General features: G+C 68.0%; 23 protein-coding genes, 1 tRNA gene and 2 pseudogenes. 12 read left to right on the top strand and 14 right to left on the bottom strand.

Features of this window, described 5'->3' with window-relative positions; all coding sequences use genetic code 11:
• Positions 1–184: hypothetical protein (locus ACTJJK_RS10270; protein WP_440730135.1), on the top strand; the 184-nt coding region annotated here is incomplete at its 5' end.
• A gap of 86 nt (positions 185–270) precedes the next feature.
• Here the strand turns inward: ACTJJK_RS10270 and arsC are convergent.
• From arsC to ACTJJK_RS10255, 3 genes and pseudogenes are all read right to left on the bottom strand, one after another.
• Positions 271–617 (bottom strand): annotated as a pseudogene (gene arsC, locus ACTJJK_RS10265) (arsenate reductase (glutaredoxin)).
• Positions 618–794: 177 nt separating this feature from the next.
• Positions 795–869: transfer RNA gene (locus tag ACTJJK_RS10260), tRNA-Val, on the bottom strand.
• Positions 870–1,009: 140 nt separating this feature from the next.
• Positions 1,010–1,864 carry a hypothetical protein gene (locus ACTJJK_RS10255; protein ID WP_031371733.1) on the bottom strand — a complete coding sequence of 285 codons (855 nt, stop codon included), beginning with the start codon at positions 1,862–1,864 and terminating at the stop codon, positions 1,010–1,012.
• 182 nt (positions 1,865–2,046) lie between these two features.
• Here ACTJJK_RS10255 and ACTJJK_RS10250 point away from each other — a divergent pair, with 182 nt between their 5' ends.
• Positions 2,047–2,451, top strand: coding sequence for a hypothetical protein (locus ACTJJK_RS10250; protein ID WP_223619511.1), 405 nt, complete (start codon positions 2,047–2,049; stop codon positions 2,449–2,451).
• Positions 2,452–2,577: 126 nt separating this feature from the next.
• Here the strand turns inward: ACTJJK_RS10250 and ACTJJK_RS10245 are convergent, their stop codons facing one another.
• On the bottom strand, positions 2,578–3,204 hold the full coding sequence (locus tag ACTJJK_RS10245) for a TetR/AcrR family transcriptional regulator (RefSeq protein WP_031371731.1): 627 nt from the start codon (positions 3,202–3,204) through the stop codon (positions 2,578–2,580).
• 34 nt (positions 3,205–3,238) lie between these two features.
• Complete coding sequence (locus ACTJJK_RS10240) at positions 3,239–3,496, bottom strand: acyl-CoA-binding protein (RefSeq protein ID WP_031371730.1); 258 nt, start codon at positions 3,494–3,496, stop codon at positions 3,239–3,241.
• A gap of 152 nt (positions 3,497–3,648) precedes the next feature.
• Here ACTJJK_RS10240 and ACTJJK_RS10235 point away from each other — a divergent pair, with 152 nt between their 5' ends.
• Positions 3,649–5,637 carry an SDR family oxidoreductase gene (locus ACTJJK_RS10235; protein WP_031371729.1) on the top strand — a complete coding sequence of 663 codons (1,989 nt, stop codon included), beginning with the start codon at positions 3,649–3,651 and terminating at the stop codon, positions 5,635–5,637.
• 288 nt (positions 5,638–5,925) lie between these two features.
• Here ACTJJK_RS10235 and ACTJJK_RS10230 read toward each other — a convergent pair whose 3' ends face one another.
• The 3 genes from ACTJJK_RS10230 to ACTJJK_RS10220 form a co-directional block, all read right to left on the bottom strand.
• Positions 5,926–7,026, bottom strand: coding sequence for a restriction endonuclease (locus tag ACTJJK_RS10230; protein ID WP_440730134.1), 1,101 nt, complete (start codon positions 7,024–7,026; stop codon positions 5,926–5,928).
• Between the two features lie 342 nt (positions 7,027–7,368).
• Positions 7,369–7,974, bottom strand: coding sequence for a phasin family protein (locus ACTJJK_RS10225; protein ID WP_051884815.1), 606 nt, complete (start codon positions 7,972–7,974; stop codon positions 7,369–7,371).
• 156 nt (positions 7,975–8,130) lie between these two features.
• The gene (locus ACTJJK_RS10220) at positions 8,131–9,423 is read right to left on the bottom strand and encodes a patatin-like phospholipase family protein (protein WP_031371726.1); all 1,293 of its coding nucleotides are present in this window, start codon (positions 9,421–9,423) and stop codon (positions 8,131–8,133) included.
• Positions 9,424–9,516: 93 nt separating this feature from the next.
• On the opposite strand from ACTJJK_RS10220, the gene ACTJJK_RS10215 reads away from it, so the two are divergent.
• Positions 9,517–10,320 carry an FFLEELY motif protein gene (locus ACTJJK_RS10215; protein WP_223619514.1) on the top strand — a complete coding sequence of 268 codons (804 nt, stop codon included), beginning with the start codon at positions 9,517–9,519 and terminating at the stop codon, positions 10,318–10,320.
• 176 nt (positions 10,321–10,496) lie between these two features.
• Here ACTJJK_RS10215 and ACTJJK_RS10210 read toward each other — a convergent pair whose 3' ends face one another.
• Positions 10,497–10,772 carry a polyhydroxyalkanoic acid system family protein gene (locus ACTJJK_RS10210; protein ID WP_031371724.1) on the bottom strand — a complete coding sequence of 92 codons (276 nt, stop codon included), beginning with the start codon at positions 10,770–10,772 and terminating at the stop codon, positions 10,497–10,499.
• 202 nt (positions 10,773–10,974) lie between these two features.
• Here ACTJJK_RS10210 and ACTJJK_RS10205 point away from each other — a divergent pair, with 202 nt between their 5' ends.
• The gene (locus ACTJJK_RS10205; protein ID WP_031371723.1) at positions 10,975–11,778 is read left to right on the top strand and encodes an FHA domain-containing protein; all 804 of its coding nucleotides are present in this window, start codon (positions 10,975–10,977) and stop codon (positions 11,776–11,778) included.
• Between the two features lie 225 nt (positions 11,779–12,003).
• Here ACTJJK_RS10205 and msrQ read toward each other — a convergent pair whose 3' ends face one another.
• On the bottom strand, positions 12,004–12,621 hold the full coding sequence (gene msrQ, locus ACTJJK_RS10200; RefSeq protein ID WP_031371722.1) for a protein-methionine-sulfoxide reductase heme-binding subunit MsrQ: 618 nt from the start codon (positions 12,619–12,621) through the stop codon (positions 12,004–12,006).
• A 100-nt stretch (positions 12,622–12,721) separates the two neighbouring features.
• Positions 12,722–13,693 carry a protein-methionine-sulfoxide reductase catalytic subunit MsrP gene (gene msrP, locus ACTJJK_RS10195; protein WP_031371721.1) on the bottom strand — a complete coding sequence of 324 codons (972 nt, stop codon included), beginning with the start codon at positions 13,691–13,693 and terminating at the stop codon, positions 12,722–12,724.
• 160 nt (positions 13,694–13,853) lie between these two features.
• Between msrP and serC the strand changes: the two genes are divergently transcribed.
• The 4 genes and pseudogenes from serC to aroA all read left to right on the top strand — a co-directional run bounded on the left by serC (position 13,854) and on the right by aroA (position 18,749).
• On the top strand, positions 13,854–14,939 hold the full coding sequence (serC, locus tag ACTJJK_RS10190; protein WP_031371720.1) for a 3-phosphoserine/phosphohydroxythreonine transaminase: 1,086 nt from the start codon (positions 13,854–13,856) through the stop codon (positions 14,937–14,939).
• Positions 14,940–15,080: 141 nt separating this feature from the next.
• Complete coding sequence (gene pheA / locus ACTJJK_RS10185) at positions 15,081–16,301, top strand: prephenate dehydratase (RefSeq protein ID WP_031371719.1); 1,221 nt, start codon at positions 15,081–15,083, stop codon at positions 16,299–16,301.
• Positions 16,298–17,427: pseudogene (hisC, locus tag ACTJJK_RS10180) on the top strand (histidinol-phosphate transaminase). Before pheA ends, hisC begins: the two are co-directional and overlap by 4 nt.
• On the top strand, positions 17,424–18,749 hold the full coding sequence (aroA, locus tag ACTJJK_RS10175) for a 3-phosphoshikimate 1-carboxyvinyltransferase (protein WP_440730133.1): 1,326 nt from the start codon (positions 17,424–17,426) through the stop codon (positions 18,747–18,749). Before hisC ends, aroA begins: the two are co-directional and overlap by 4 nt.
• A gap of 213 nt (positions 18,750–18,962) precedes the next feature.
• Here aroA and ACTJJK_RS10170 read toward each other — a convergent pair whose 3' ends face one another.
• Together ACTJJK_RS10170 and ACTJJK_RS10165 are read right to left on the bottom strand one after the other, a co-directional pair.
• Positions 18,963–19,583 carry an energy transducer TonB gene (locus ACTJJK_RS10170; RefSeq protein WP_440730132.1) on the bottom strand — a complete coding sequence of 207 codons (621 nt, stop codon included), beginning with the start codon at positions 19,581–19,583 and terminating at the stop codon, positions 18,963–18,965.
• Positions 19,584–19,718: 135 nt separating this feature from the next.
• On the bottom strand, positions 19,719–20,387 hold the full coding sequence (locus tag ACTJJK_RS10165) for an energy transducer TonB (protein WP_051884811.1): 669 nt from the start codon (positions 20,385–20,387) through the stop codon (positions 19,719–19,721).
• Between the two features lie 193 nt (positions 20,388–20,580).
• Between ACTJJK_RS10165 and serS the strand changes: the two genes are divergently transcribed.
• Both serS and ACTJJK_RS10155 read left to right on the top strand, forming a co-directional pair.
• Positions 20,581–21,873, top strand: a complete 1,293-nt coding sequence (serS, locus tag ACTJJK_RS10160; protein ID WP_440730131.1) for a serine--tRNA ligase — start codon at positions 20,581–20,583, stop codon at positions 21,871–21,873.
• Between the two features lie 69 nt (positions 21,874–21,942).
• Positions 21,943–22,266: a hypothetical protein gene (locus ACTJJK_RS10155; RefSeq protein WP_440730130.1), complete on the top strand. Its 324-nt coding sequence runs from the start codon at positions 21,943–21,945 to the stop codon at positions 22,264–22,266.
• Positions 22,267–22,338: 72 nt separating this feature from the next.
• Here ACTJJK_RS10155 and ACTJJK_RS10150 read toward each other — a convergent pair whose 3' ends face one another.
• Positions 22,339–22,917 (bottom strand): FMN-dependent NADH-azoreductase, encoded by a 579-nt coding sequence (locus ACTJJK_RS10150; protein ID WP_440730129.1) that lies wholly within the window; start codon positions 22,915–22,917, stop codon positions 22,339–22,341.
• A 116-nt stretch (positions 22,918–23,033) separates the two neighbouring features.
• Between ACTJJK_RS10150 and ACTJJK_RS10145 the strand changes: the two genes are divergently transcribed.
• The gene (locus ACTJJK_RS10145; protein ID WP_152566184.1) at positions 23,034–24,059 is read left to right on the top strand and encodes a LysR family transcriptional regulator; all 1,026 of its coding nucleotides are present in this window, start codon (positions 23,034–23,036) and stop codon (positions 24,057–24,059) included.
• Positions 24,060–24,105: the final 46 nt, after the last annotated feature.

The raw sequence follows: 24,105 nt of genomic DNA, 5'->3' as shown, positions 1-24,105 counted from the left end.
GGTAACTTTCTTTTGTCTAAAGCAACAAAAGAAAGTCACCAAAGAAAAGTGCTTTTGCTTTGAATCACAGGCCCGCACGAGCGATGCACACGCAGGGTTTTTTCATACGGGACATCCCTGTCCCGATGAAAAACGGCGCGCATCCCTGCGCGCCGCCCTCCGGGTCTTCGATTGCCTTCGCTAGTGCGAGTCGGCGCACAGCAACAGCAAAATCTTTGCGGCAACTGCAACTGCAACTGCAACGGCAACGGCTTGTCGCCGCGTCTTCGCTCACAGCAATTCCAGCACACGCTCCGGCGGGCGGCCGATCACGGCGCGAGCGGCGTGGACGAAGATGGGCGTTCGATCAGGCGCGGGTGGGCGGCCATGGCGGCGAGCAGGCGGTCGTCGTCGAGCGCGGGGTCGGCCAGGCCCAGTTGGCGGTACTCGTCTTCGCCGCTGCGCAGCAGGTCGCGGGCGGGCAGGCCGCGCAGTTCGTCGACGCTCGGCGGGGTGTCGAGGTAGGCGACGAGGGTCGGTTCGATGCCGCGAGCCTGCAGCAGTTCCAGGGCGCCGCGCGATTTGGAGCAGCGCGGGTTGTGGTAGAGGCGGGTCGGGGCGGCGTGGGTGTCGGTCATGGCGGGTCCTCACGGTTCGGTGGTCGCGTGGGCGCGGAGGCTTCGGTGCGGCGCATCGGCAGGGCGGGCCGCGCGAGGCCGCTCGCGCTGGTGCGCGGCCGGGGCTGCGCCCTGGTCGTGCCGCGGTGGCGGCCCGGAAACGAAAAAAGCCGGCTTGCGCCGGCCTTTTCGTGGAACTGGTGGGCGGTGCAGGGTTCGAACCTGCGACCCTCGCCGTGTGAAGGCGATGCTCTACCGCTGAGCTAACCGCCCGAGTTGAATCGGGCCGCAAAGTTTACAGGGGGACTCGCGGAACAGGCAAGCCTCTCGATGAATCGGCCGCAGGGGCGGGCTCTCGGGCGTTCCGCCAGGCCCACGGGAGCGAGCGAGCGCCCTGCGAACCCAGGCGCGTGTTACTCCAGTTGTTCCTTGGCATAGCCGGCATCCAGCGCTTCCATCGCGTCCAGCGGCTTGAGCTTGGCGGCTTTCTCGTAGGCCGCGGCGGCGGCGTTTTCCTGCTTGTCGCCGTGCAGGAGCATCAGCACGTTGCCGTACTCGATGTGGGCGATCGGCGAGTCCGGAGTCAGCTTGACCGCGGCCTTGATGTGCTTCTCGGCTTCGGCCGCCTTGGCGCCGTAGGTCAGGCCACCGATCATGCCGCCGATCTTGTTGATGATCTCGGCGTGGTACAGGGCCATCGCGGTATGCGCTTCGGCATGTTTCGGCGACAGCTCCAGCGCGGTTTCCAGCGAGCTGCGGACCTTGCCGGCGATGCCGGCCTTGAGCGCCTTGGCGATGCTCAGGCCCTGGCTGTAGCGGCCCAGGGCGAAGGCGTGGCGATAGTGGCTGTTGGCGTCCTCGGGCAGGGCCTTGATCGCGGTCTCGGCGAGCTTGGCGGCCTGCTCGAAGCGCTGCAGCTTTTCGGTGTCGTCGTCGACCAGATAGGTGGCGTGGATGCCCATGGCCTTGACCGCGACGCTGGCGCCGACCGGGCCGAGCGCCTGGCCGGCATCGAAGGCGGCCTTGAAGTCGCCGCGATGGAACGCGCGCCAGGCGTCCTGCAGAGCGGCGGCGAGTGCGTCGGCGTCGAGGCCCTTCGGGGCCGCCTTGCCGGCCGCGCCGATCAGCGCGCTGGCGCGCTTGGCGTCGGGGAAGGGCTCGGTATCGCCGGCGTGCAGCTTGGGCCAGGCTTTCTTGAGGGCGTCGCCGGCGTAGGCGTAGCCCTTGGCATCATGGGGAAAGTTGGCCCAAGCGGATTTGGCAGCCATCTGCAGTCCTTGTCGACAGGTCGGGAAGGCAGCATCCCGCCGTCGCCGCGCTGTGGCAAGAGGGGACGAGGTATCGGCGCTTCGCCGTCAGAAAGCTGAAGCGGCTAGTGTGATTGCTCGATGCTCCGCCGCCACAGTGGCCTGGTGAAACCGCTCATCCGGAGCGGTCAGCGGAGCTAACGATGGCAGCAGTGAAACGCAAGAAACCGGCGGCGAGCGAAACCACGCTGCGCCATGTCTGGCTGGCCGGCCTGGGCCTGGTGGTATTGGCGCGTCGCGAAGCGATCGCCGCGGCGGGCCGCAGCATCGGCCGTGTCGATGCGCTGCAGCAGCGCGTACGCGATTTCGCCGACGACGCGCGCAGCAACGTGCGCGGCGGCATCGAGAACGTGCGCGACCAGGTCGAGCCCAAGGTCGTCAAATTCAGCGCCGAGGTCGAGGCGCGCCTGGCGCCGGTGTTGGACAAGCTGGGCCTGAAGAAGCCCAAGCGCGGCCAGCGCAAGGCCCGCAAGACCGCGGCGAAGAAGCCGCAGTCGCGCCGGGTGGCGACGCGTAAGCCGGCGGCGCGTCGCGCCCGCAAGGCCTGATCGGTCCGCTCGCCGCCTCCACGGCGGCGGGTCGGTTCGAACGAACCAGGAAAGGGCGCCTAACGGCGCCCTTTCTGCGTTGGGGTTCGGACTCGGGTTTGGCGCCGCCGGCGAGGGCCCGCCGGTTCAGTCCAGATAGGCCCGGATCAGCGTGTTCAGATGCATGCGCTCGGCGTCGCGCAGGAACGGCGCCAACAGCATCATCACCTGGACGATGCCGTCGCGGATCGCCGCGTGCTCGTCCTTGTCGCCGCGCGCGGCGGCGTAGTTGAGCCAGAAGGTGGCGATGACCAGCACGTTCGTGGCCGTAGCCGCGAGCTCGTCGCCGGACGCGCGCATGATCCCGGCCTGCGACAGCCCGCGCATCACCATGTGGGCCTGTTCATCGGCGCGCTTGAGGATGCGGGCGAAGCGCATGCGCAAGCGGCGGTTGCGGCTGAGGATCTCGACCAGGTCGCGGTAGAGGAAGCGATAGTCCCAGATGCACTCGAACACCAGGTGCAGTTGCAGCCAGATGTCCTCGAGCCCGGGCAGGCGGCCTTGCGGCGCGGCCAACGCGGCGTCCATGCGCTCCTCGAAGCGCGCGAACAGCTGCTCGATGATGTCGTCCTTGTTGCGGAAGTGGTAGTACAGATTGCCCGGGCTGATCTCCAGCTCGTCGGCGATGTGGTTGGTGGTGACGTTCGGCTCGCCCTGCGCGTTGAACATGGTCAACGCGGTGTCGAGGATGCGCTGACGGGTCTGTTTCGCCATCGGGCGTGCCGTGCAGGGGCGGGCGGGCGCGGCGTCAGCCGCGCAGTTTCTTGACCAGGTCGACGTACTTCTTCTGCGCGTCGGCCTGTGCGGTGCCCTTGAGCTTTTCCCAGGCTTCGTACTTGGCGGTGCCTACGAAGTCGAAGAAGCCGGGCTTGGGACCGCTGACGTCGCCGTCGGCGCCCTGCTTGTACAGCGCGTACAGGCGCAGCAGGGTGTCGTTGTCGGGGCGGTCGGTCAGCGATTGGACGTCTTTGGCGGCTTGTTCGAACGCGGACTGGATATCGGACACGGCGAGCCTCTCCTGGCGCCAGGGTGAAGCGGCATAACAGCATGCACGCCCGGGACGGTCAATACGGAAAGGAATTGTTCCGCGGCACGGGCTCTGGCACCGTAGCGTCATGCCGCCGCATTGGCGGTCGATCGGCCATCCAGGAGAGGGGTATGAGCTATTTCGTCACCGGCGCGACGGGTTTCATCGGTCGCTTCCTCGTCAGCAATCTGCTGAAACGCAAGGGCACGATCCACGTGCTGGTGCGCAAGGACTCGCAGAAAAAGTTCGACGCCACCGCAAAAAAAATGGGCTGGGACCTCAAGCGGGTGATCCCGGTCGCCGGCGACATGACCCAGGCCAAGTGCGGCCTGAGCGCCGCGCAGATCCGCGCGCTCAACGGCAAGATCAAGCACTTCTTCCACCTGGCCGCGATCTACGACCTGACCGCCAGCCCGGCCGCGCAGCGCGCCGCCAACATCGATGGCACCCAGCACGCGCTGGACCTGGGCACGGCGCTCAACGTCGGCTGCTTCCACCACACCAGCTCGATCGCCGCCGCCGGCATGTACCCGGGCGTGTTCCGCGAAGACATGTTCGACGAGGCCGAGGGCCTGGACGATCCCTACCTGCGCACCAAGCACGATTCCGAAGGCCTGGTGCGGGCCGAGAAGCGCATCAAGTGGCGCATCTACCGCCCGGGCATGGTCGTCGGCCATTCCCAGACCGGCGAAATGGACAAGATCGACGGGCCGTACTACTTCTTCACCTTCCTCAAGAAGCTGCGCGAGATGCTGCCGCCGTGGATGCCGATGCTCGGCGTCGAAGGCGGGCGGATCAACATCATCCCGGTCGACTACGTGGTCGATGCGATGGACCACATCGCGCACAAGCCCAAGCTCGACGGGCATTGCTTCCACCTGACCGATCCGGAGCCGCAGCGCGTCGGCGAGGTGCTCAACACCTTCGCCCGCGCCGGCCACACCCCGGAGATGACCATGCGCATCGACGCGCGCATGTTCGCCTTCGTGCCCAGCAGCGTGCGCGGCGCGGTCGGCAACCTGCCGCCGGTGCGGCGTTTCATCGGCATGTTGCTGCGCGACTTCAAGATTCCTAAGGAAACCCTGAAGTTCATCACCTATCCGACCCGCTTCGACAACCGCGAGACCGAGCGCGCGCTGCGCGGCAGCGGCATCAAGGTGCCGAACCTGGACACCTATGCCTGGCGTTTGTGGGACTACTGGGAACGCCATCTCGACCCGGACCTGTTCATCGACCGCACCCTCAAGGGCAAGGTCCGCAACAAGGTCGTGGTGATCACCGGCGGTTCCTCGGGCATCGGCCTGGCGACGGCGGAGAAGGTGGCCGCGGCTGGCGCGGTGACGGTGATCATCGCCCGCGGCGAAGACGAGCTGTTCAAGGCCCGCGACGCGATGAAGGCCGCCGGCGGCAAGGTCTTCGCCTACACCGCGGACCTCGCCGACATGGCCGACTGCGACCGCCTGGTCAAGCAGATCCTGGACGAGCATGGCCACGTCGACATCCTGGTCAACAACGCCGGCCGTTCGATCCGGCGTTCGATCGAGCTCAGCTACGATCGTTTCCACGACTTCGAACGCACCATGCAGCTCAACTACTTCGGCAGCCTGCGCCTGATCATGGGCTTCATGCCGAAGATGACCGAGCGCCGCAAGGGCCACATCATCAACATCAGTTCGATCGGCGTGCTCGCCAGCTCGCCGCGGTTCTCGGCCTATGTCGCCTCGAAGGCGGCGCTGGACGCGTTCAGCCGCTGCGCCCAGGGCGAGTTGTCGGGCAAGGGCATCAGCTTCACCACCATCAACATGCCCTTGGTGAAGACGCCGATGATCGCGCCGACCAAGATGTACGACAGCGTGCCGACCCTGACCCCGGACGAAGCCGCCGACCTGGTGGTCAAGGGCATCATCGAGAGGCCGACCCGCATCGCCACCCGCCTGGGCATCTTCGCCTCGGTGGTCAACGCGCTGGCGCCGAAGGCCTACGAGGTGGTGATGAGCACGGCGTTCGAGCTGTTCCCCGACTCGGCCGCGGCCAAGGGCGACCGCAAGGGGCTCAAGGACGAACACGCCAGCAGCGAACAGATCGCGTTCGCGGCGCTGATGCGCGGCGTGCATTGGTAAGAGTTGCGCGCCGGTCGGTGGCGCGCATCGAGTAGCGAATTCGGGGCGGCTCAGGCCGCCCCGATGCGTTTGCGCGCCTCGGGCCGCGGGCCTCCTGTAGGAGCGGCGTAAACCGCGACAGAGGTCCGGTGCGGCCTCGGCATCGCGTCGTGGGCCTGGTTGCGGGTCGCGGCTCACACCGCTCCTACAAGGGGGGAGGGGTCGACCAAGGCGTGAAACGAAAACAGCGCGCCGTTCGTCGCGGCGCGCTGTGCTCGGGTTCGCTCGGTTCGCTTCGGCGGGCCCGGATCAATAGGCCCGGCACTGGAAGAAGCGCACGCGTGCCTTGCTGCCCGGCGGCGGTTGCAACTGCACGCGCGAGGAGCGCAGGTCGGGATAGGCGTCGAGGATCGAACAGATCCGGTCGATGTCCTGTTGCTGCGCGTCGGTCAGGCGGTAGATCAGCAGGTTCGACGGCGTCGACCACAGGGCGCGTTCGACGCCGTCCAGGGTGGAGATGCTGCGGATGACCTGGGCGCGTTCGGCCGGAGGGTTGCCGGTGTGGGGGACGGCCGTGGGCGGATTCGCCGCTCGCGTGCCGGCGGTAGCCGCCGGAGCGGTCGCAGGCGGCGCCTGCGCGGCCGGCGCCGGGTTCGGTGCGGTTGCGGCCGGCGTCGGTGCAGGCGTGGCCGCAGGCGGCGTTGCGGGCGGCGCGGATGCGGCGGCGGGCGCTGCGGTGTCGGACGGCGCTTCTTGCGAAGCCGCCGCGTCGACCGGCGTGGCCTGCGCGGGCGCCGCAGCGTCGGGCTCGCTGGAAACGAACTGCGGTACGACGAAGCCGGCGATCAGGCCCAGCACGATCGCTGCGGCCCAGGCCCCGACGATGGTGCCGATGCTGCGCTTCTGCGCGGCGGCGATGACCTCGTGCCGGGTGGAAGCCGGCAATTGCGGTTCGACCAGCTCCCACAGCGTCTCGCCGCTGTACAGGTCCAGGCCGTTGGCGACGCGCTCGGAATTGCTGTCGAAGCGCCCCGTGGTGACCATCATCCCGCCCGCGGCGCCGTTGAAGCGCACCGCATCGGCCAGTTCGGCCACGGTCGCCGCCGACACGCGATAGTCGGCGTCGCCGAGCTTGCACGACAGCAGCCATGGCTTGCCGGCGCGCAGCAAGCGCAGCTCGGCCTGGGTGCCGCGGGCGAGGGACTCCTCGACCGACTCGGCTTCGAAGCCGCGTTCGCGCAGGGATTCGACGATCAGGCGGGCGAACTCGCGCCAGCGCATCTTGGCCAGGCCGGCGATACCGGTGGCGACCTCAGTGCGATGACGGCGGTACGACCACAGATAGGCGGTGGACACCAATCCGATCGTCAGTGCGACGGCGGCAGCAGCCCACAGGGAAAAACTCGACATGAAGCGCTAGGCCCATAAAAGACGCTGAGGATATACGGCCTGCGACATCTAGCACTTATACGAACTGAGACGTAGTTCGCGAAATTGACGTGTTCGTTATCGGCCGTTCCATCAAGAACGACGATTCGATGTCAGCGTGAAGTCCATCCGCTACGGCATGGCGGATGCGCGGCGTTCGATGCAGGGCATCGTCGCGACCCGGCGGCGGCGGTCGCAGGCATTAAGAAAGCCCGCCAGTCCGAAACCGTAAGGGGAGGGGAGCATACGGAAGCGCGGACTGGCGGGCTTAAACGTCGCGCTGCGGACGACCCGCAGCGCGGTGAAGCCGGAGTTGAAGCTGGGTTACGGTGTGACCGGCGGCTTCGGGCGCGCGATCGACTTGCGCGTGGCCTTCTTCGCCGCCGGCGACTTCTGCGCCTTCGGCTTGGCGGCTGCGGCCTTCTTCGCGGCGGGCTTGGCCGGTGCCTTGGCTGCGCTCTTGCGCGCGCTAGGGACGCTGCCGCCCTGGCGACGCAGTTCGCGGGTCAGGGACTCGACGCGCTCGCTGAGGTCGGTCAGGTCGTCGCGGCCCGGCACGCCGAGCTTGACCAGGGCACGCTGGACGCGCTCTTCGAACACCTTCTCGAGGCGGTCCCAGGTGTCGGACGCGCGTTCGCGCGCCTGGCCGACCTTGGACTCGACCGCGTCGCGCAGCACGCCGGCTTGGCCGCCGGTGAACTTGCGCGCGGTCTGCTCGAGGTTCAGGCCTTCCTTGACCAGGCCTTCGAACAGCTTGGTGCCTTCGGCCTGGGCGCGACCGAACGCGCCGACGCCGGCCAGCCAGATCTGCTGCGCGGATTCGCTGAGCGTCTTGGACAGGCGCTCGGCCTGTTCCTGCGCGCTGCCCTTGCCGGCGCTGCTGCTCTTGCCGGGGGTCTTCTTAGCGGTCTTCTTGAACTTGGCGGCCATGGACGTCCTGTAATGAGTGCTATCGCTGTGCACCCAAGATGGCCCCCCTGTCTAGAGTAATCACACCAACCCACAGTGAGCGGCCAGTAATGAGAACGAGGAGTGAGAAACGAGTGAAAGCAGGCTCGCTCTTACTCGTTTCTCACTCCTCTTCGCTCACTTCCCGCTTCTGGCTGCAGACGCCGTCCTGCGGCGCCGTGGCCGCGGTTGCGCCACCAGCCGGTCGACGTCGTCGAGCGCACGCCGCAAGCGTGCGGTGGTCTCGGTATCGCGCTTGGGCGGTGTGATGCCGTCGAGGATCGAGCGCTGGGCGTCGGCGATCACGTCGCGGCGCAGGCGCAGGCCGTGCGCGGCCAGCACCGGCGCAAGCACGTCGGCGCGCAGGTGTAGGTCGGCCAGGGTGTTGCGGTAGGCGATCTCGCAGATGCGCTGGCGCGCCGAGAAGCTGAAGGCGTTGGTGAAGAACAACTCGCGGTCTTCGGCGTTGGGCTCGAACACCAGTTGGTCGATGTCCGGGTATTGCTGGGCGTAGCGTGCCAGGCCGACCTGCATGCGCGACTGCAGCAGGGTGCGGAAGGTCTGTGACAGCACCGCCGGCAGGCCGCCTGCGGCGAGGCTGTTGTCCTCGGCGACCGGCACGCCCTGGTTGTGGTTGAACGGCACCAGCGGGTTGATGCCGATCAGCAGGTCGATGCCGCGGTCGAGCACCACCGAGGCATGCATGGTCCGGCGCAGCGCACCGTCGACGAAATGGCGGCCACGGATCTGCACCGGCGGGTACAGCCCGGGCAGCGCGGCGCTGGCCTGGACCGCCTGCGAGATCGGCACATCGCTCCAGTTGTCGCCGCCGAAGCGGACCGCGTCGCCGCTGTCGATGTCGACCGCGACCACGTACAGCTCGGCGTCGAGTTCGCGAAAGTCGTTGCTGCGGCCGCGGCGGGTGAAGACCTCGCGCAGGAACAGCTCGACCTGAGTGTTGTCGAACAGGCCGTTCGGGATCAGGCCGCCGAAGCGGGTGATCAGGTCCGACCAGCGCGCTTCCAGCGGCGAGAACAGCAGCTCGCGCCACCACTCGGTCGCCAGGCGCGGAAAGCTCGCCGCGCGCTTGACGTACTCGAGGAAGGCCGGGCGCATGAAGGTTTCCGGGCGGAACTCGACATCGGCGCTGTCGCCGGTGACGAAGATCCGGCACATCTCGGCGGTGTCCATGCGGTTGGCCAGGCCGGCGGCGAGGAAAGCGCCGCTGCTGACGCCGACGTAACAGTCCAGGCGGGTGAGGTCGAGGCCTTCGATCGCTTCGTCGAGCGCGCGCAGGGCGCCGAGCTCGTACATGCCGCCGATCGGACCGCCGCCGGCGATGGCTAAGCCGATCTTCGGTGCGGAAGCATTGGTGCCGTGGGCCGAACGTTTGCGGCTCGCCCGGTTCTGGGCGGAATGGAGTGACAGCATGTGATAGGCAGCACGGCCCGGACGGAATTCGGTCGAGTGTAGCCCAGGACGGGCGGGGCACCAGGGGCCGGGACCAAAGTCTGAGTCGGGTCGATGAACCGGGTTGATGAGCCGGTCTGTGCCGGCTCCCCGGTCGGCTTGCGGAGGCCGGCCGGCGCCGCGATCATCGTCGCGATGGCCAGGACGACCGAACATAGCCAGCGTCTGGGGTGTCTGCTGGCCCGCCACCAGGCCCTGCACGACCCCGGGCGCGAACCGCGCAACCGGCTGCGCTGGCTGCCCGAACTGCGGTTGTGGCAGGCACGGCGCTTGGAAGCCAGCTTCGACCGCTTCCTGCGCGACCCGCGCCGGCGCCCGGCGGCGCAGTTCTTCCTCAGCGACGTCTACAACGACCGCGACTTCAGCCGTCGCGACGCCGACATCGCCAAGGTCTTGCCGATGATGCAGCGGCTATTGCCGGGCTCGTTGCTGAGCACGGTCGCCGATGCGATCGAGCTGGGCCTGCTGACGCACGCCTTCGACCTGCGCATGGCCGAGCGCCTGCAAGCGCTGGCGCCGCGCCGGCGCCGTCTCGACGGCCCGCTGTACGCGCAGATCTACCGTGCCTGCGGTTTGCCGCGGCTGCGCGGCCATCAGATCGACCTGATCGCCGCGGTCGGCCTGGGCCTGGGGCAGGCGGTGCGGATGCCGGGCATCCTGACTTTGCTCAAACTCTCGCGCGGCCCGGCCAAGGCGGCGGGCTTGTCGGAGCTGCAGGGCTTTCTCGAACGCGGTTTCGCAGCGTTCGGCCGGCTCGGCGACGTGCGCGAGTTCATCGCCGAGATCGAGCAGGACGAGCGCGACATCGCCGAGCGGCTGTTCGCCGGCGAGGCCGATCCCTTTCCACGCCTGGAGTGATCCGGCATTGGATTGAGCCGGAACTGGATTGAGCCGGTGCCGGATCGAGTGCGGGCGGCCTGGTGTCTGGATCGGTACGGGTAGGGCCGATCCCCGAGCTCGGCCAAGGCTGGAGCGAACCGAGCCGTTCGTGGCGTTGAAGCGCAGCGGTTCCGCTGCGCCGCGGGCGACGCCGCTTACTTGAAGCGTTCTTCCAGCACCCGGCGAATTTCCGACTCGATCGGGCCCTTGAGGGCGCCGAGCAGGAAACCGAGTTGCGCGGTCACGTGCAACTGATTCGGCTGCAGCGAGATCTTGCCGTCGACGCCGCTGCGGACGAAGTTGAGGGTATCGCCGACCCAGTCGTATTCGACATCGAAACGTTCGGCGAGCTTCTTCGCGACTTCCTCGACGGCTTTGCGGGCTTTGGCCGGTGCGAGCGAATGCGGATGGCGGATATCGATGCTGGACATGGTCTGGGTTCTCCCTGGAGGCCGGTATTGTGGGGGCAGGGACCGGCGCATCCAAGCCTGGGGCGCACTGCGCCGCAGCGCGGTGTTGCGAGCGGGCGAAGCGACGCGGCCGCCGGGTATCGGTTCGAACGCGCCGCAGCGTTGGGCTCGGTCCGCGACGACGGGATGTACGCGATTCGACAACCTGCTAGATTGCGGCGGAGTGAGCGCCCTCAAACTTCGATACCCGAATCGCGAACATGCCGACCTGGCCCTCAAGCCCGGGGTGCATGCGATCGGCCGCGATTCGGCCGGACGCACCGTGCTGGTCGAAGACGCCGGTGCGGCGATCGCGCAACTCAGCGTCGACCGTCGCGGCGTCTGGCTGCAGGTGCGCGAAGGTCTGCGCGGCCTGCACGTCAATGGCCGCCCGGTGAAACGCGTGGCGATGCTGCGCGCCGGCGACGCGATCTTTCTCGACGGCGTCGAACTGCTGCTGATCGACGACAAGCCCGAGCCCGCGCCGCCGTTCGGGGTCGACATCCCGGCAGATTCGCGCATGGTCGTGCGCGGCGTCGGCGGCATTCATCACGGGCGTTGCTACACCCTGGAGCAGCCGCGCCTGATCGGCCGCGCCGGCGATTGCGACATCCGCATCAACGAACCGGCCTTCGCCGATCGCCATGCGCGCCTGGAAGCCCATGCCGATGGCGTGGTGCTGCGCGATGTCGGTTCGGTCGACGGCAGCGTGGTCAACGGCCAGCCGGTGCGGCACGCCTTGCTCAAACCCGGCGATCAGTTGCTGCTCGACGGCCAACACCGTTTCGTCATCGAAGCCCCGACCCGCCAGTTCAGCGCCGCCGAAGCCCTGCAGGCCCAGTTGGCCCAGGAAGCGGCCTCGAACGAAGAGCGCATGCAGCCGCCGTCGGCCCTGCCGGCCTCGGTGCGACGCATGCCCTGGCTGTTGCTCGCCGCCGTGGTCATGGCCGGCCTGCTGAGCCTGCTGTTGCTGTACGGCACGCGCTGAGCCCCGCGACACTCGGAATAGGCGCCGCGTCCCACGGGGATTACGGCTTTCTGTAGCAGCGGCGTCCCATAGGGATTTCCTTCGGTCATAAGCCGCGACCGGGGCCGCGTCCGATTGCGTGGATTTTGCCGTAGCCTGCGCCGCCGTTTGTTTCACGCGGTCGCGGCTTGCGCCGCTCCTACCCCTAAGAGCCGCGGCTTCGTGTAAGAGCGGTGTCAGCCGCGCCTATTGCGCCGCGGCCTTGCGCCGCAGCCGCGCCTCGGCGAACTTGCGCCACACCCGCCAGCCCAGCAGGACGCTCAGGATCGTGGCGTACAGCAAAGGCTCGCGGATGTCCGACTTCACCAGCCACCAGAAATGCAGGACGGCCAATACGGCGATCGCATAGACGAGTTGGTGCAACAGCCCCCAGCGCCGGCCGAGGCGCCGCATCATGCCCTGGGTCGAGGTGACGGCGAGCGGGATCAGCAGCAGCCACGCCAGAAAGCCGACGGTGATGTAGGGCCGTTTGGCGATTTCCTCGAAGATCTGCGTCCAGTAACCCTTGAGGTCGAGCACCAGGTAGGCGGTCAGGTGCAGGCTGGCGTAGAAGAAGGCGTACAGGCCGAGCAGGCGTCGGAAGCGCAGCAACACCGCCTGGCCGCTGAGCTGGCGCAGCGGCGTGACCGCCAAGGCGATCATCAGCAAACGCAGCGCCCACAGGCCCAACCGATGTTCGATCTCGGCGATCGGGTCGGCGCCGAGCCCGCCGCTGCCGGTCAGCACTTCGGAGCGGATCTGCCAGGCCAGGATCGCCGCCGGGGTCAAGGCCAAGGCGTGCACGGCGACCTTGGCCCAGATCACGCCAGCCGGAGTCCGGCGTTTCAATGCCACCCCGGGCGGGCGCCCGGAAGCGGAAGACGAGGCGGACGAACGCGCCACCGACGCGGATTCCTTCGCCATCTCAGAACCAGAGCCGCAGGCTCATGCCGGCATACAGGCTGGCGACCTGATCGCCGTAGCCGTTGAACAAGCGGGTCGGGATGCGGTCGACGAACAACTTGCTGCCGGTGCCGGCGATGCGGCGCTCGGTCTTCTGGCTCCAGCGCGGGTGGTCGACGCTCGGGTTCACATTGGAGAAGAACCCATATTCGCTGGGCTGCAGGTCGTTCCAACTCGTCAGTGGCCGGCGCTCGACGAAGGTGATGGCGATGATCGACTTGATGCTCTTGAAGCCGTACTTCCACGGCACCACCAGGCGCAACGGCGCGCCGTTCTGTTGCGGCAGGGATTTGCCGTACAGACCGGTGGCGAGCAGGGTCAGCGGGTGCATCGCCTCGTCGATGCGCAGGCCTTCGCGATACGGCCAGTTGATCCAGGGGTAGGCGATGCCCGGCATCTGTTTCTCGTCGGCCAGGGTAGTGAAGGCGACGTACTTGGCCTTCGAGGTCGGCTCGAAGCGCTTGAGCACGTCGGCCAGCGGCACCCCCAGCCAGGGGATCACCATCGACCAGCCCTCGACGCAACGCAGCCGGTAGATCCGTTCCTGCGGGGTCAGGCCCTTGATCAGATCTTCCAGCGACAGCTTGCCCGGCTTGGCGCAGGCGCCGCCGACCGCGACCGTCCAAGGGCTGGTGCGCAGACTGCGGCGAGCCCGGGACGGGTCGGACTTGCCGGTGCCGAACTCATAGAAGTTGTTGTAGGTGGTGATGTCCTCGTAGCGGGTCAGGACCTCGTCGGTCCGGAAGCCGGCCTTCATCTGCTCCGGGCTCGCCGCCGGCAGCGACCTCGGCGCCGGCGGTTCGGCCTCGGCGCAGCCGGACAGGCCCAGCGCCGGGGTCAGGGCGAAGGCGGCCAGCAGGCGCCGGCGTTCGCGGTAGACGGCCTCGTCGGTGATCTGAGAGGAGGGGATAGCGAGGGCATCGCGCAACGACATGAGACGGCTCCGGCGGGGCGGGTTCCGAGTCCTCCAGACATACGGGACCCGATATGAGGATAGAGGCAGCCAACGGGGCAAAAGTTGCGCGCGAAACGGAGGCGCACACGGTGTTGCACTGCGGCATACTGAGGGGCCAACCCCCACTACGGAGTTTCCGATGTCCCGCGCTTTCAACTTTAGTGCCGGTCCCGCGACCCTGCCCGAACCGGTCCTGCTGCAGGCGCAGTCGGAACTGCTGGAGTGGAACAACGCCGGGGCCTCGATCGTAGAACTCAGCCACCGCGGCCCGGAGTTCATCCAGGTCGCCGCCGAGGCCGAGCGCGACCTGCGCGCGCTGATGTCGATCCCCGAAGATTACGCCGTGTTGTTCCTGCAGGGCGGTGCGACCGCGCAGCAGGCGCTGATCGCGCTGAACTTCGCCAACCCGGGCCAGACCGTCGACTACGTGGTCACCGGCCACTGGGGCAAGACCGCGCTCAAGCAGGTCAAGCCCTACGTCAACGCCAACATCGCCGCCAACGGCGAGGCCGACGGCTTCCGCACCATCCCGGCGCGCGACACCTGGGCCCTGTCCAAGGACGCGGCCTACGTCCACTACACCGCCAACGAGACCATCCACGGCGTCGAGTTCCGCGACATCCCCGACACCGGCGACGTTCCGTTGATCGGCGACTTCAGCTCCAGCATCGTCTCCGAACCGCTCGACGTGTCGAAGTTCGGGGTGATCTACGCCGGCGCGCAGAAGAACCTCGGCCCGGTCGGCGTCAGCGTGGTCATCGTCAAGCGCGAACTGCTCGAACGCGCCGGCCAGCCGCGCGCCGAGATCTTCGACTACCGCGCCCACGTCAAGGGCGAGTCGATGCTCAACACGCCGCCGACCTGGAACTGGTATCTGGCCGGCCTGGTGTTCAAGTGGATGCTGGCCGAGGGCGGCGTGGAAGAATTCGCCAAGCGCAACGACCGCAAGTCCAAGCTGCTGTACGGCGTGATCGACAACTCCGGCGGCTTCTACCGCAACGAAGTCGCCCCCGCCGCGCGCTCGCGCATGAACGTGCCGTTCTTCCTCAAGGACGAAGCGCTCGACAAGCCCTTCCTCAAGCAAGCGCAGGACGCGGGCCTGATCTCGCTCAAGGGCCATCGCGCCCTGGGCGGCATGCGCGCCTCGATCTACAACGCGATGCCTGAGCAGGGCGTGCAAGCGCTCGCGGCCTTCATGCAGGACTTCCAGCAACGGCACGGGTAAGCCGCCGCGCTTGGCCGATGCCGCATCGGCATCGGCCGCGGCTGCGAACGCCCGGCCTCGGATGGCCGGGCCGTGCGATCCGAAGGCTTCGTGTTCCAGCAGGGACGGCATCGCAACACCTTCGGTAGCGACGAGACGACAATGACCGACAAGTCACGCAAGACCAAGCAAGCAGACAGCAAGCCGCCGGCCAAGCCCGGCAAGCAGAAACCGGCCGCCGCCAAGGGCGCGACCGAAAAGAAGCCCGCCGGCAAGGCGAAAGCCGGGTCGGAACCGGCCGTGGTCAGTCCCGACCTGGCGCTGCTGCGCGAGCGCATCGACGGCATCGACCGGCACATCCAAGAACTGATCGGCGAGCGCGCGCAGTTCGCCAACCAGGTCGGCAAGGCCAAGGGCAAGCTCGCCGCCGCGGTCGATTACTACCGCCCCGAGCGCGAGGCCCAGGTGCTGCGCCGGGTGGTCGACCGCAACGACGGCCCGCTCAACGACGAAGTGCTGGTGCGCCTGTTCCGCGAAATCATGTCGGCTTGCCTGGCCCAGCAGGAGCCGCTCAAGATCGGCTTTCTCGGCCCGGAAGGCACGCACTCGCAGCAGGCGGTGTACAAGCACTTCGGCCACTCGATCCACGGCCTGCCGCTGGCGAGCATCGAGGAAGTGTTCCAGGAAGTCGAAGCCGGCAGCGCCGATTTCGGCGTGGTCCCGGTCGAGAACTCGACCCAGGGCACGATCCAGTCGACCCTCGACATGTTCCTGACTTCCAAGCTCAAGATCAGCGGCGAAGTCGAGCTGCGCGTGCATCAGCATCTGCTCTCGCGCAGCGGCCGCATCGAGGACATCGAACGCGTCTATTCGCACCCGCAGTCGTTCGCCCAGTGCAAGGCCTGGTTGCGCGAGTACCTGCCGAAAGCCGAGAAGATCGCGGTGTCGAGCAACGCCGAGGCCGCGCGCCGGGCGCGCAACGCCGACGACGCCGCCGCGATCGCCGGCGCCAGCGCCGGCAGCGTGTACGGGCTGCGCACGGTGGCCGGGCCGATCGAAGACCGGCCCGACAACACCACGCGCTTTTTGGTGATCGGCCGCGAGCTGTTCACGCCTTCGGGCAACGACCGTACCTCGCTGCTGATCTTCATCAAGGACCAGCCGGGCGCGCTCTATAACGTGCTGTCGCCGTTCGCCAAGCGCGGCCTGAGCATGAACCGCATCGAGTCGCGTCCGGGCCACACCGGCCGTTGGCAGTACGCCTTCTTCGTCGACATCGGCGGGCATGTGCAGGAGCCGGCGATGCGCGAAGCGCTGGAAGAACTGGAAGAGCTGGCGCACGAAGTGAAGGTGCTCGGTTCCTACCCGGTGGCGATCGCATGAGCGCGCCGGCCACGCAAGCGCAAGAGCCTGCCAGTCGCGAGGGCAGGGACACACCGGCCTATGACGAAGCCTGGTTCGCCGCGCGCGCGCAGGCCGGCATCCAGCGCCTGAAGGCCTACGACCCGGGGCACGACCTGGTCGCGCTGCGGCGCCGTTTCGGCGAGGCCAACCTCGCCGAGCTGGGCTCCAACGAAAACCCCTACGGCCCGTCGCCGCAGGCGCGCGCGGCGATCCTCGATGCGCTGCACGCGCTGCATCGTTATCCCGACCCGCTCGGCGCCGATCTCAAGCGCGCGCTGGCCGCGAAGCACGGCGTCGACGTCGCCCAGATCCAGCTCGGCAACGGCTCGCACGAATTGCTGATGCAACTGGCGCAGGTGTTCGCCGGCCCCGGCGACGAGGTGGTGTTCTCGCGTTACGGTTTCGCCGTGTTCGCGCTCGCGACCCAGGCCGCCGGCGCGANCTCGATGCGATCGCGGCCGCGATCGGCCCGGCCACGCGCCTGGTTTACGTGGCCAATCCGAACAACCCCACCGGCACCTGGTTCGGCCGCGAGGCGATGATCGATTTCCTCGATCGCGTGCCGTCCGACGTGCTGGTGGTGATGGACGAGGCCTACGCCGAAATGGCCGACGCGCCGGACTATGCCAGCGCGCTGTCTTTGCTCGGCCGTTATCCCAACCTCGCCATCACCCGCACCTTCAGCAAGGCCTATGGCCTGGCCGGCTTGCGGGTCGGTTATCTGCTCGCCCAGCCCGGCCTGGTCCAGGTCATGGACCGGCTGCGCGAAAGCTTCAACGTCAACGGCCCGGCCCTGGCCGCGTGCGTCGCGGCGCTCGCCGACGAGGCGCACCTGGACTGGGCCTGCGCGCGCAACGCCGAGCAGCGCGCCGCGCTGGCGGCGGCCTTGCAGCAGCGCGGCCTGCGCGTCTTCCCCTCGCAGACGAATTTCGTCCTGGTCGAGTTCGGTCCGCGCACCGCGCAGATCGAAGCGGCCCTGGTCGAGCGCGGCGTGATCCTGCGGCCGATGGCCGGCTACGGGCTCGCCGATTGCCTGCGGATCAGTGTCGGCTCGCCCGACGAAAACCGCCGCCTGCTGGCGGCATTGGACCAAGTGCTGACATGAGTGCGCTCATCGAAGAACAAGCGGCCTGGACGGCCGGATCGGGTTCGCCCCTGCGCGGTTCGCTGCGCGTGCCGGGCGACAAATCGGTTTCGCACCGGGTGGTCATGCTCGGCGCGCTGGCCGAAGGCGTCACCCGCGTCACCGGTTTTCTGGAAGGCGAGGACACCCGCGCCACCGCGCGCGTGTTCGAGCGCCTGGGCGTGCGCATCGAGACGCCGAGCGCGAGCGAACGCATCGTCCACGGCGTCGGCATGCACGGCCTGCGCGGCGTCGCCGAAGCGCTGGACTGCGGCAACGCCGGCACCGGCATGCGCCTGCTCGCCGGCGTGCTGGCCGGGCAGGACTTCGACAGCGTGCTGATCGGCGATGCCTCGTTGTCGAAGCGGCCGATGCGCCGCGTCACCGAGCCGCTTGCGGCGATGGGCGCGCAGATCGACACCGAAGACGGCGGCCTGCCGCCGCTGCGCATCCGCGGCGGCCGTTCGCTGCAGGGCATCGAATACACCTTGCCGGTCGCCAGCGCGCAGGTGAAGTCGGCGCTGTTGTTGGCCGGCCTGTACGCCTACGGCGACACCGTGGTGCACGAACCGCACCCGACCCGCGACTACACCGAGCGCATGCTTGCGGCGTTCGGCTGGCCGATCGAATTCTCGCCCGGGTATGCGCGCCTGAGCGGCGGCCACGTGCTGCGCGCGACCGGCATCGCCGTGCCGGCCGATTTCTCCTCGGCCGCGTTCTTCCTGGTCGCCGCGAGCGTGGTGCCGGGCTCGGACCTGCGCCTGGAAGCGGTCGGCATGAACCCGCGCCGCACCGGCCTGCTCGCCGCGTTGCGCTTGATGGGCGCCGACATCGTCGAGGAAAACCCGCGCGCCGAAGGCGGCGAACCGGTCGCCGACCTGCGGGTGCGCTACGCGCCGCTGCACGGCGTCGATGTGCCGGAAGCGCTGGTGCCGGACATGATCGACGAGTTCCCGGCCTTGTTCATCGCCGCGGCCACCGCCAAGGGCCGCACCACGATCCGCGGCGCCGCCGAGCTGCGGGTCAAGGAATCCGACCGCATCGCGACCATGGCCACCGGCCTGCGCGCGCTCGGCGCGAACATCATCGAGACGCCGGACGGCGCGATCATCGAAGGCGGCGCCTTGCACGGCGGCGAAGTCGACAGCCACGGCGATCACCGCATCGCCATGAGCTTCGCCATCGCGGCGCAACTGGCGAGCGGCGAAGTGCGCATCGGCGACGTCGCCAACGTCGCGACTTCGTTCCCGGGCTTCGAGGCCTTGGCGGCGAAGGCGGGCATGCGGGTCGGCCCGGCCGAGTAGGGCGCCGAGACGAACTGATCGGCAACTAAAACGGCGGCCTTGGGCCGCCGTTCTTGTGTGTGGGTGATGCTGGAAAGTCGGCGAATAGCGTTGTTACCGGCTTTCGCCATCATGGCCGCTTATCTCGGCTTACCGCCGCGATGTCCATTGAGAGTGTCGCGATTGCCTGCTTTCACCATCATGGCCGCCTATCTAGGCCTGCGGCCAGAATGTTCATTGGCGTGGCTTGAACTCCACCGGCTGCTCCACCACCGAGGCCACTTCGCGGCCGTCGCGGGTCGCCGGGCGGAAGCGCCAATCGCGCACTGCGACCAGGGCGGCGCGGTCGAGTTCGCGCGAACCGCTGTGGCGCGCGACCTCGACTTCTTCGGGCAGGCCGTCGGCGCCGACGTTGACGCGCAGGACCACGGTGCCGCCTTCGCCGCGGCGCAAGGCGCCGGCCGGGTAGCGCGGTGCGGCATTGTCGGCGGCCAAAGGCAGTGCCTCGGTCGAACGCGGCGGATCGATCTTCGCCGTAGCTTCGGTCACCGGTTTCGCCGAGGTTTCGGCGGCGGCCGCTGCAACGGCCGTCTTGCGCGCGATGCTGGGCGTCGCTTCGGCGACTGCGTTGCGCTCGATCGGCGGGACGATCACCAGCGGCATCGCCGGGGCCGGCGGCGGCGCCGGCGGACGCTTGCCGTAGTAGTACCAGCCCATGAAAGTGGCACCGAGCAGGAGCAGCAGCAACCACAGACCGGTGGAACTCGGTGCGACTTCGATCGCATCGGCCTCGGGGGCCGGCGTGGCCTCGAAATCGTGGCTATTCGGGTCCAATGGATGTGATGCAACGCTCATTTTTGGCCTCCTTTCTGCGGTCCCGGGGGCGCGACCGAGCGCCGAGCTTCCAAGCGCGGTCGTTAGCCAGCGGTGAACGGAAGGTAAAGAAGATTCAGGCGAGCGACAGGCAGGCCACGGATTACAAGACGCCGATCACTGGTTAGCGTTGAAGGTGATCGGCACGATCACCGCATCGGCGACCGGACGGCCGTTGCGCATCGCCGGGCGGAAGCGCCACTGGCGCACGGCGGACACCGCCGCGCGATCGAGCAAACGCGAGCCGCTGCCTTCGACGATCTGCACATCGCCCGACGAACCCTGTTCGTCGACCGTCACCCGGATCCGCACCGTGCCGCCTTCGCCGCGGCGCAGGGCCTGCGCCGGGTACTGCGGCGGGCGATTGCCGGGCAGCGGCGTGGCCGGCGTCTGCGCGGCGGTGGAAGCGGCGGGCGCGGCCGGCGGCGCACTCGGCATGGTTTGCGGCGGTGCCGGCGGGTTCGGGTTTTCGACCAACTCGGCGCGCTCTTCGTCCTGGCCGGGCGCCGCGGCCTGCGGCGCTTGCTGTGCAGACGGGGCGACACCGTCGCCGCCGGCCCCGGCCGGCGCCGGCAAGGGCGCGTACTGCGGCGTGGTGCCGGCCGGCAGCGCGCCGTCGGCACGGTAGAAGTCGTCGCTGTTATTGCGGTTGCTCGACCACACCCATGCGAACAGCCCCAGGCCGACGGCGAAGGCCCCCAGCACCAACAGCCAGGCCTTGCCCGAAGGGCGCCAGGCGGCGAAATCGAAGGAGCGGCGCGACGGAGCGGGGGGCGTGGTCGACATGGGCGGTCCGAATATGCGTTGGGCCGCATTCTGCAACGAAATGCCCGAAAGCGTCCTCCGCGGACTCCGATCGCCCCCTATTGCGTCCTCGATCCGGCCCCGATCCGCCGTCTCCGGCAAGCGCAAGGTTCGCGAAAACCGCCGAGTGACGCGATAATCTGCGGTTCTTCTCGCCACTGCGACCGGCTACGCCATGCTCGATCCGACCCTGCTGCGCCAACAGCCCGCCGAACTCGCCGCACGCCTGCGCGAAACGCGCGGCTACGCCCTCGACCCGGCCGTGCTGGAATCGCTGGAAAGCGAGCGCAAGCAGATCCAGGTGCGCACCCAGGAGCTGCAGAACCTGCGCAACACGCGCTCCAAGGCGATCGGCCAGGCCAAGGCCAAGGGCGAGGACGTCGCTCCGTTGATGGCCGAGGTCGCCGCGTTCGGCGACGAGCTCAAGGCCAGCGAAGCGCGTCTGGAAACGATCAAGGCCGAGATCGAAGCGATCGCGCTCGGCATCCCGAACCTGCCGCACATCACCGTGCCGGCCGGCAAGGACGAGACCGACAACGTCGAGACCCATCGTTGGGGCACCCCGCGTACGTTCGATTTCGAGGTCAAGGATCACGTCGAACTCGGCGCCCGCAACGGCTGGCTCGACGGCGACACCGCGGCCAAGCTGTCCGGCGCACGCTTCACCGTGCTGCGCGGCGGCCTGGCGCGTCTGCATCGCGCCCTGGCCCAGTTCATGATCGACCTGCACACCGAGCAGCACGGCTACCAGGAAACCAGCGTGCCCCTGCTGGTGAACGCCGACTCGATGCGCGGCACCGGCCAGTTGCCGAAGTTCGAGGACGACCTGTTCGCGACCGTGGTCGGCGAGGGCGAGGCGGCGAGCAAGCGCTATCTGATCCCGACCTCGGAAGTGCCGCTGACCAACATCGTCCGCGACGAAATCGTCGAAGACGCGGCGATGCCGCTGCGCATGACCGCGCACTCGATGTGTTTCCGCGCCGAAGCCGGCAGCCACGGCCGCGACACCCGCGGCATGATCCGCCAGCACCAGTTCGAGAAGGTCGAACTGGTCAGCATCGTGCGCCCGGACGAAAGCTACGACGAACACGAGCGCATGACCCGCTGCGCCGAAGTCGTGCTGGAAACCCTCGGCCTGCCGTACAAGCGCATGCTGCTGTGCACCGGCGACATGGGCTTCGCCGCGACCAAGACCTACGACCTGGAAGTCTGGCTGCCGAGCCAGAACACCTACCGCGAGATTTCCTCCTGCTCGAACTGCGAGGCCTTCCAGGCCCGCCGCATGCAGGCGCGCTGGCGCAACCCGGCCACCGGCAAGCCCGAGCTCGCCCACACCCTCAACGGCTCCGGCGTCGCCGTCGGCCGCGCCATGATCGCGGTGATGGAGAACTACCAGAACGCCGACGGCTCGATCACCGTGCCCGAGGCGCTGCGCCGCTACATGGGTGGCGTCGAAGTCCTCAGCTGATCGCCGACCGCGGCGCGCATGCATACGGCGCTTTATTACCTTGCGCTGACCGCAGTGCCGACCGCGGTTTTGTTCCTGCTCGAATTCGCCGTGCTGCTAAGGCTGCGCCAAGTTCAACGCTTTGCGTTGGCTTGGACCCGGTTGGCCTCGCATGCGGCGGTTGCGGCGATGATCGGCTGGTTCGTGTCGACCCTGGTCTTCCACGCCGTCGTGTTCGGGCCGTATTGGTGGACCGGCGACGACCACTGGTTGCCGCGCCGGATGGTCGGCCCAGGGATTCTCGCCGCGGTTGCGAGCGCCATTTCGTCTGCATACCTGGCCGGCCGCTGGTTGCTATGGCGCAGTCGCGAAAACCAGGCAAGAAAAAAGCCGGGCCTGTCAGGACCCGGCTAATTCCGACGCGGGGGGAGGAAGCGTCGGACTTGGAGCTACACGGTTGGGCGGGGCAGACTCGATCGCGAAGACTTACGCGGCCCGACGCAACGGCAATGGAATCGATGCGTGCGCCGCAGCGAGCGCGTCGGCACGATGCTGAGGTGAGTAGGCCACACCTTCCGCTCGCACGAACTCGACATTCGTCACGCCGATGAATGCGAGTACGTGACGCAGGTAGGCCTCTTGGAAATCGCTCGGCGCATCGGTGTGGAAACCGCCGCGGCCGCTGACCACGATCGCGCGCTTGCCGGTAGCCAGACCCTCCGGACCCTTCTCGGTATAACGGAAGGTCTTGCCGGCGACCGCGACGCGGTCGACCCAGGCCTTTAGGGTCGAAGGAATGCCGAAGTTGTACATCGGAGCGCCAAGGACAATCACGTCGGCCGCCAGGAATTGTTGCAGGATGCGCTCTGACTCCTCGGCTTCGGCCGGATCGGCCTTGGCCAGCGAACGGCCGGTAAGATGCGGGATGGGGTCGGCATCCAGGTCGCGGTAGTCGATCGTCAGGCCCGGCACCTCGTCCTGCCAACGCGCCGCCACCGCCGCGCTAAGCTCACGGGTCACGGAATGGGCGCCCAGGGCGCTCGAATCGATATGCAACAGCTTCATGGTGGACCTCGGTGGCTCGGTCGGAGCCGGTAAAGCGGGCGTCGCCGCGTTGGAGCAAAGTCTGTATCGTTGCTTCAGTGGGATAAAGATGCTTCAATGTCACTTATTGTTCTAATATTGGAACTATCGTCATGCACGATTTGAACGACCTGTATTACTTCGCGATGGTCGTCGACCACGCCGGCTTCGCCGCCGCCGAACGCGCGCTGGGCATTCCGAAGTCGCGCCTCAGCCGCCGCATCAGCCAGCTCGAGACCGACCTGGGCGTGCGCCTGCTGCAGCGTTCCACCCGCCGCTTCGCCGTCACCGAAGTCGGCAACAGCGTCTACCGCCACGCGCAATCGATGCTGGCCGAGGCCCAGGCCGCCCGCGAAGTCGTCGATCGCCTCAGCGCCGAGCCGCGTGGCGTGATCCGGGTCAGCGTGCCGGTCGGCCTGGCCCAGCAGCAGATCCCCAAGCTGCTGCCCGAATTCCTCGCCAAATACCCGCAGGTGCGGGTGCAGTTGAACGTCAGCAACCGCCGCGTCGACATCATCAACGAAGGCGTCGACGTGGCCCTGCGCGTGCGCTCCAAGCTCGACGACGACGGCAGCCTGGTCATGCGCAGCTTCGGCCAGATCCAGGAACTGCTGGTCGCCAGCCCGAAGTACCTGACCCGCATGGGCCGCCCGAGCAACCCCGACGAACTGTCCGACCACGTCACCCTGAGCATCAGCGAAGACGACGCCCGCCAGCGCTGGGAACTGCACGGCCCCGACGGCGAAGTGCGCCGGGTCGAACTCAAGCCGCGGGTGATGGGCTTCGACTTCCCGATGCTGATGGCGCTGGCCGAGCAGGGCGTCGGCATCACTCTGCTGCCCGAGACCGTCTGCGCCGAAGCCGTGCGCCGCGGCGACCTGGAAGTGGTGCTGCCGAACTGGCGCCTGCCGCAGGGCATCTTCCACGCCGTGTTCGCCTCACGCCGCGGCCTGCTGCCGGCGGTGCGCGTGTTCATCGACTTCCTGGCCGAGAAGGCCCCGTCCCTGGTCGAGTCCGCACGCCTGCAGTGCAGCGACATCAAAGGCATCCCGTGCCCCGACGGCATTGCCCGCCACGACAAGAAGCACGACAAGTCGGTGAAGATTTCCGCTCCGGCGGGGTGAATGAGTGCCACGCGCCCGGCGCAAGACCGGGCGCGCAAGGCGGTTC

This window comes from Lysobacter sp. 22409 (assembly GCF_052045105.1).
Taxonomy (GTDB): Bacteria; Pseudomonadota; Gammaproteobacteria; order Xanthomonadales; family Xanthomonadaceae; genus Lysobacter; species Lysobacter antibioticus_B.
Note: the sequence above shows the minus strand (reverse complement) of the source record. Positions and strands in the feature narration are given on the sequence as shown.

Bases quoted from the DNA above. Each gene is read 5' to 3' on its own strand.
- ACTJJK_RS10255 (WP_031371733.1), bottom strand. From the start codon at position 1,864: ATGGCTGCCAAATCCGCTTGGGCCAACTTTCCCCATGATGCCAAGGGC.
- ACTJJK_RS10235 (WP_031371729.1), top strand. From the start codon at position 3,649: ATGAGCTATTTCGTCACCGGCGCGACGGGTTTCATCGGTCGCTTCCTC.
- ACTJJK_RS10245 (WP_031371731.1), bottom strand. From the start codon at position 3,204: ATGGCGAAACAGACCCGTCAGCGCATCCTCGACACCGCGTTGACCATG.
- serC (WP_031371720.1), top strand. From the start codon at position 13,854: ATGTCCCGCGCTTTCAACTTTAGTGCCGGTCCCGCGACCCTGCCCGAA.
- aroA (WP_440730133.1), top strand. From the start codon at position 17,424: ATGAGTGCGCTCATCGAAGAACAAGCGGCCTGGACGGCCGGATCGGGT.
- pheA (WP_031371719.1), top strand. From the start codon at position 15,081: ATGACCGACAAGTCACGCAAGACCAAGCAAGCAGACAGCAAGCCGCCG.
- ACTJJK_RS10165 (WP_051884811.1), bottom strand. From the start codon at position 20,387: ATGTCGACCACGCCCCCCGCTCCGTCGCGCCGCTCCTTCGATTTCGCC.
- msrP (WP_031371721.1), bottom strand. From the start codon at position 13,693: ATGTCGTTGCGCGATGCCCTCGCTATCCCCTCCTCTCAGATCACCGAC.
- ACTJJK_RS10170 (WP_440730132.1), bottom strand. From the start codon at position 19,583: ATGAGCGTTGCATCACATCCATTGGACCCGAATAGCCACGATTTCGAG.
- ACTJJK_RS10210 (WP_031371724.1), bottom strand. From the start codon at position 10,772: ATGTCCAGCATCGATATCCGCCATCCGCATTCGCTCGCACCGGCCAAA.
- ACTJJK_RS10215 (WP_223619514.1), top strand. From the start codon at position 9,517: ATGAACCGGGTTGATGAGCCGGTCTGTGCCGGCTCCCCGGTCGGCTTG.
- ACTJJK_RS10150 (WP_440730129.1), bottom strand. From the start codon at position 22,917: ATGAAGCTGTTGCATATCGATTCGAGCGCCCTGGGCGCCCATTCCGTG.
- ACTJJK_RS10230 (WP_440730134.1), bottom strand. From the start codon at position 7,026: ATGTCGAGTTTTTCCCTGTGGGCTGCTGCCGCCGTCGCACTGACGATC.
- ACTJJK_RS10225 (WP_051884815.1), bottom strand. From the start codon at position 7,974: ATGGCCGCCAAGTTCAAGAAGACCGCTAAGAAGACCCCCGGCAAGAGC.
- ACTJJK_RS10250 (WP_223619511.1), top strand. From the start codon at position 2,047: ATGGCAGCAGTGAAACGCAAGAAACCGGCGGCGAGCGAAACCACGCTG.
- ACTJJK_RS10220 (WP_031371726.1), bottom strand. From the start codon at position 9,423: ATGCTGTCACTCCATTCCGCCCAGAACCGGGCGAGCCGCAAACGTTCG.
- serS (WP_440730131.1), top strand. From the start codon at position 20,581: ATGCTCGATCCGACCCTGCTGCGCCAACAGCCCGCCGAACTCGCCGCA.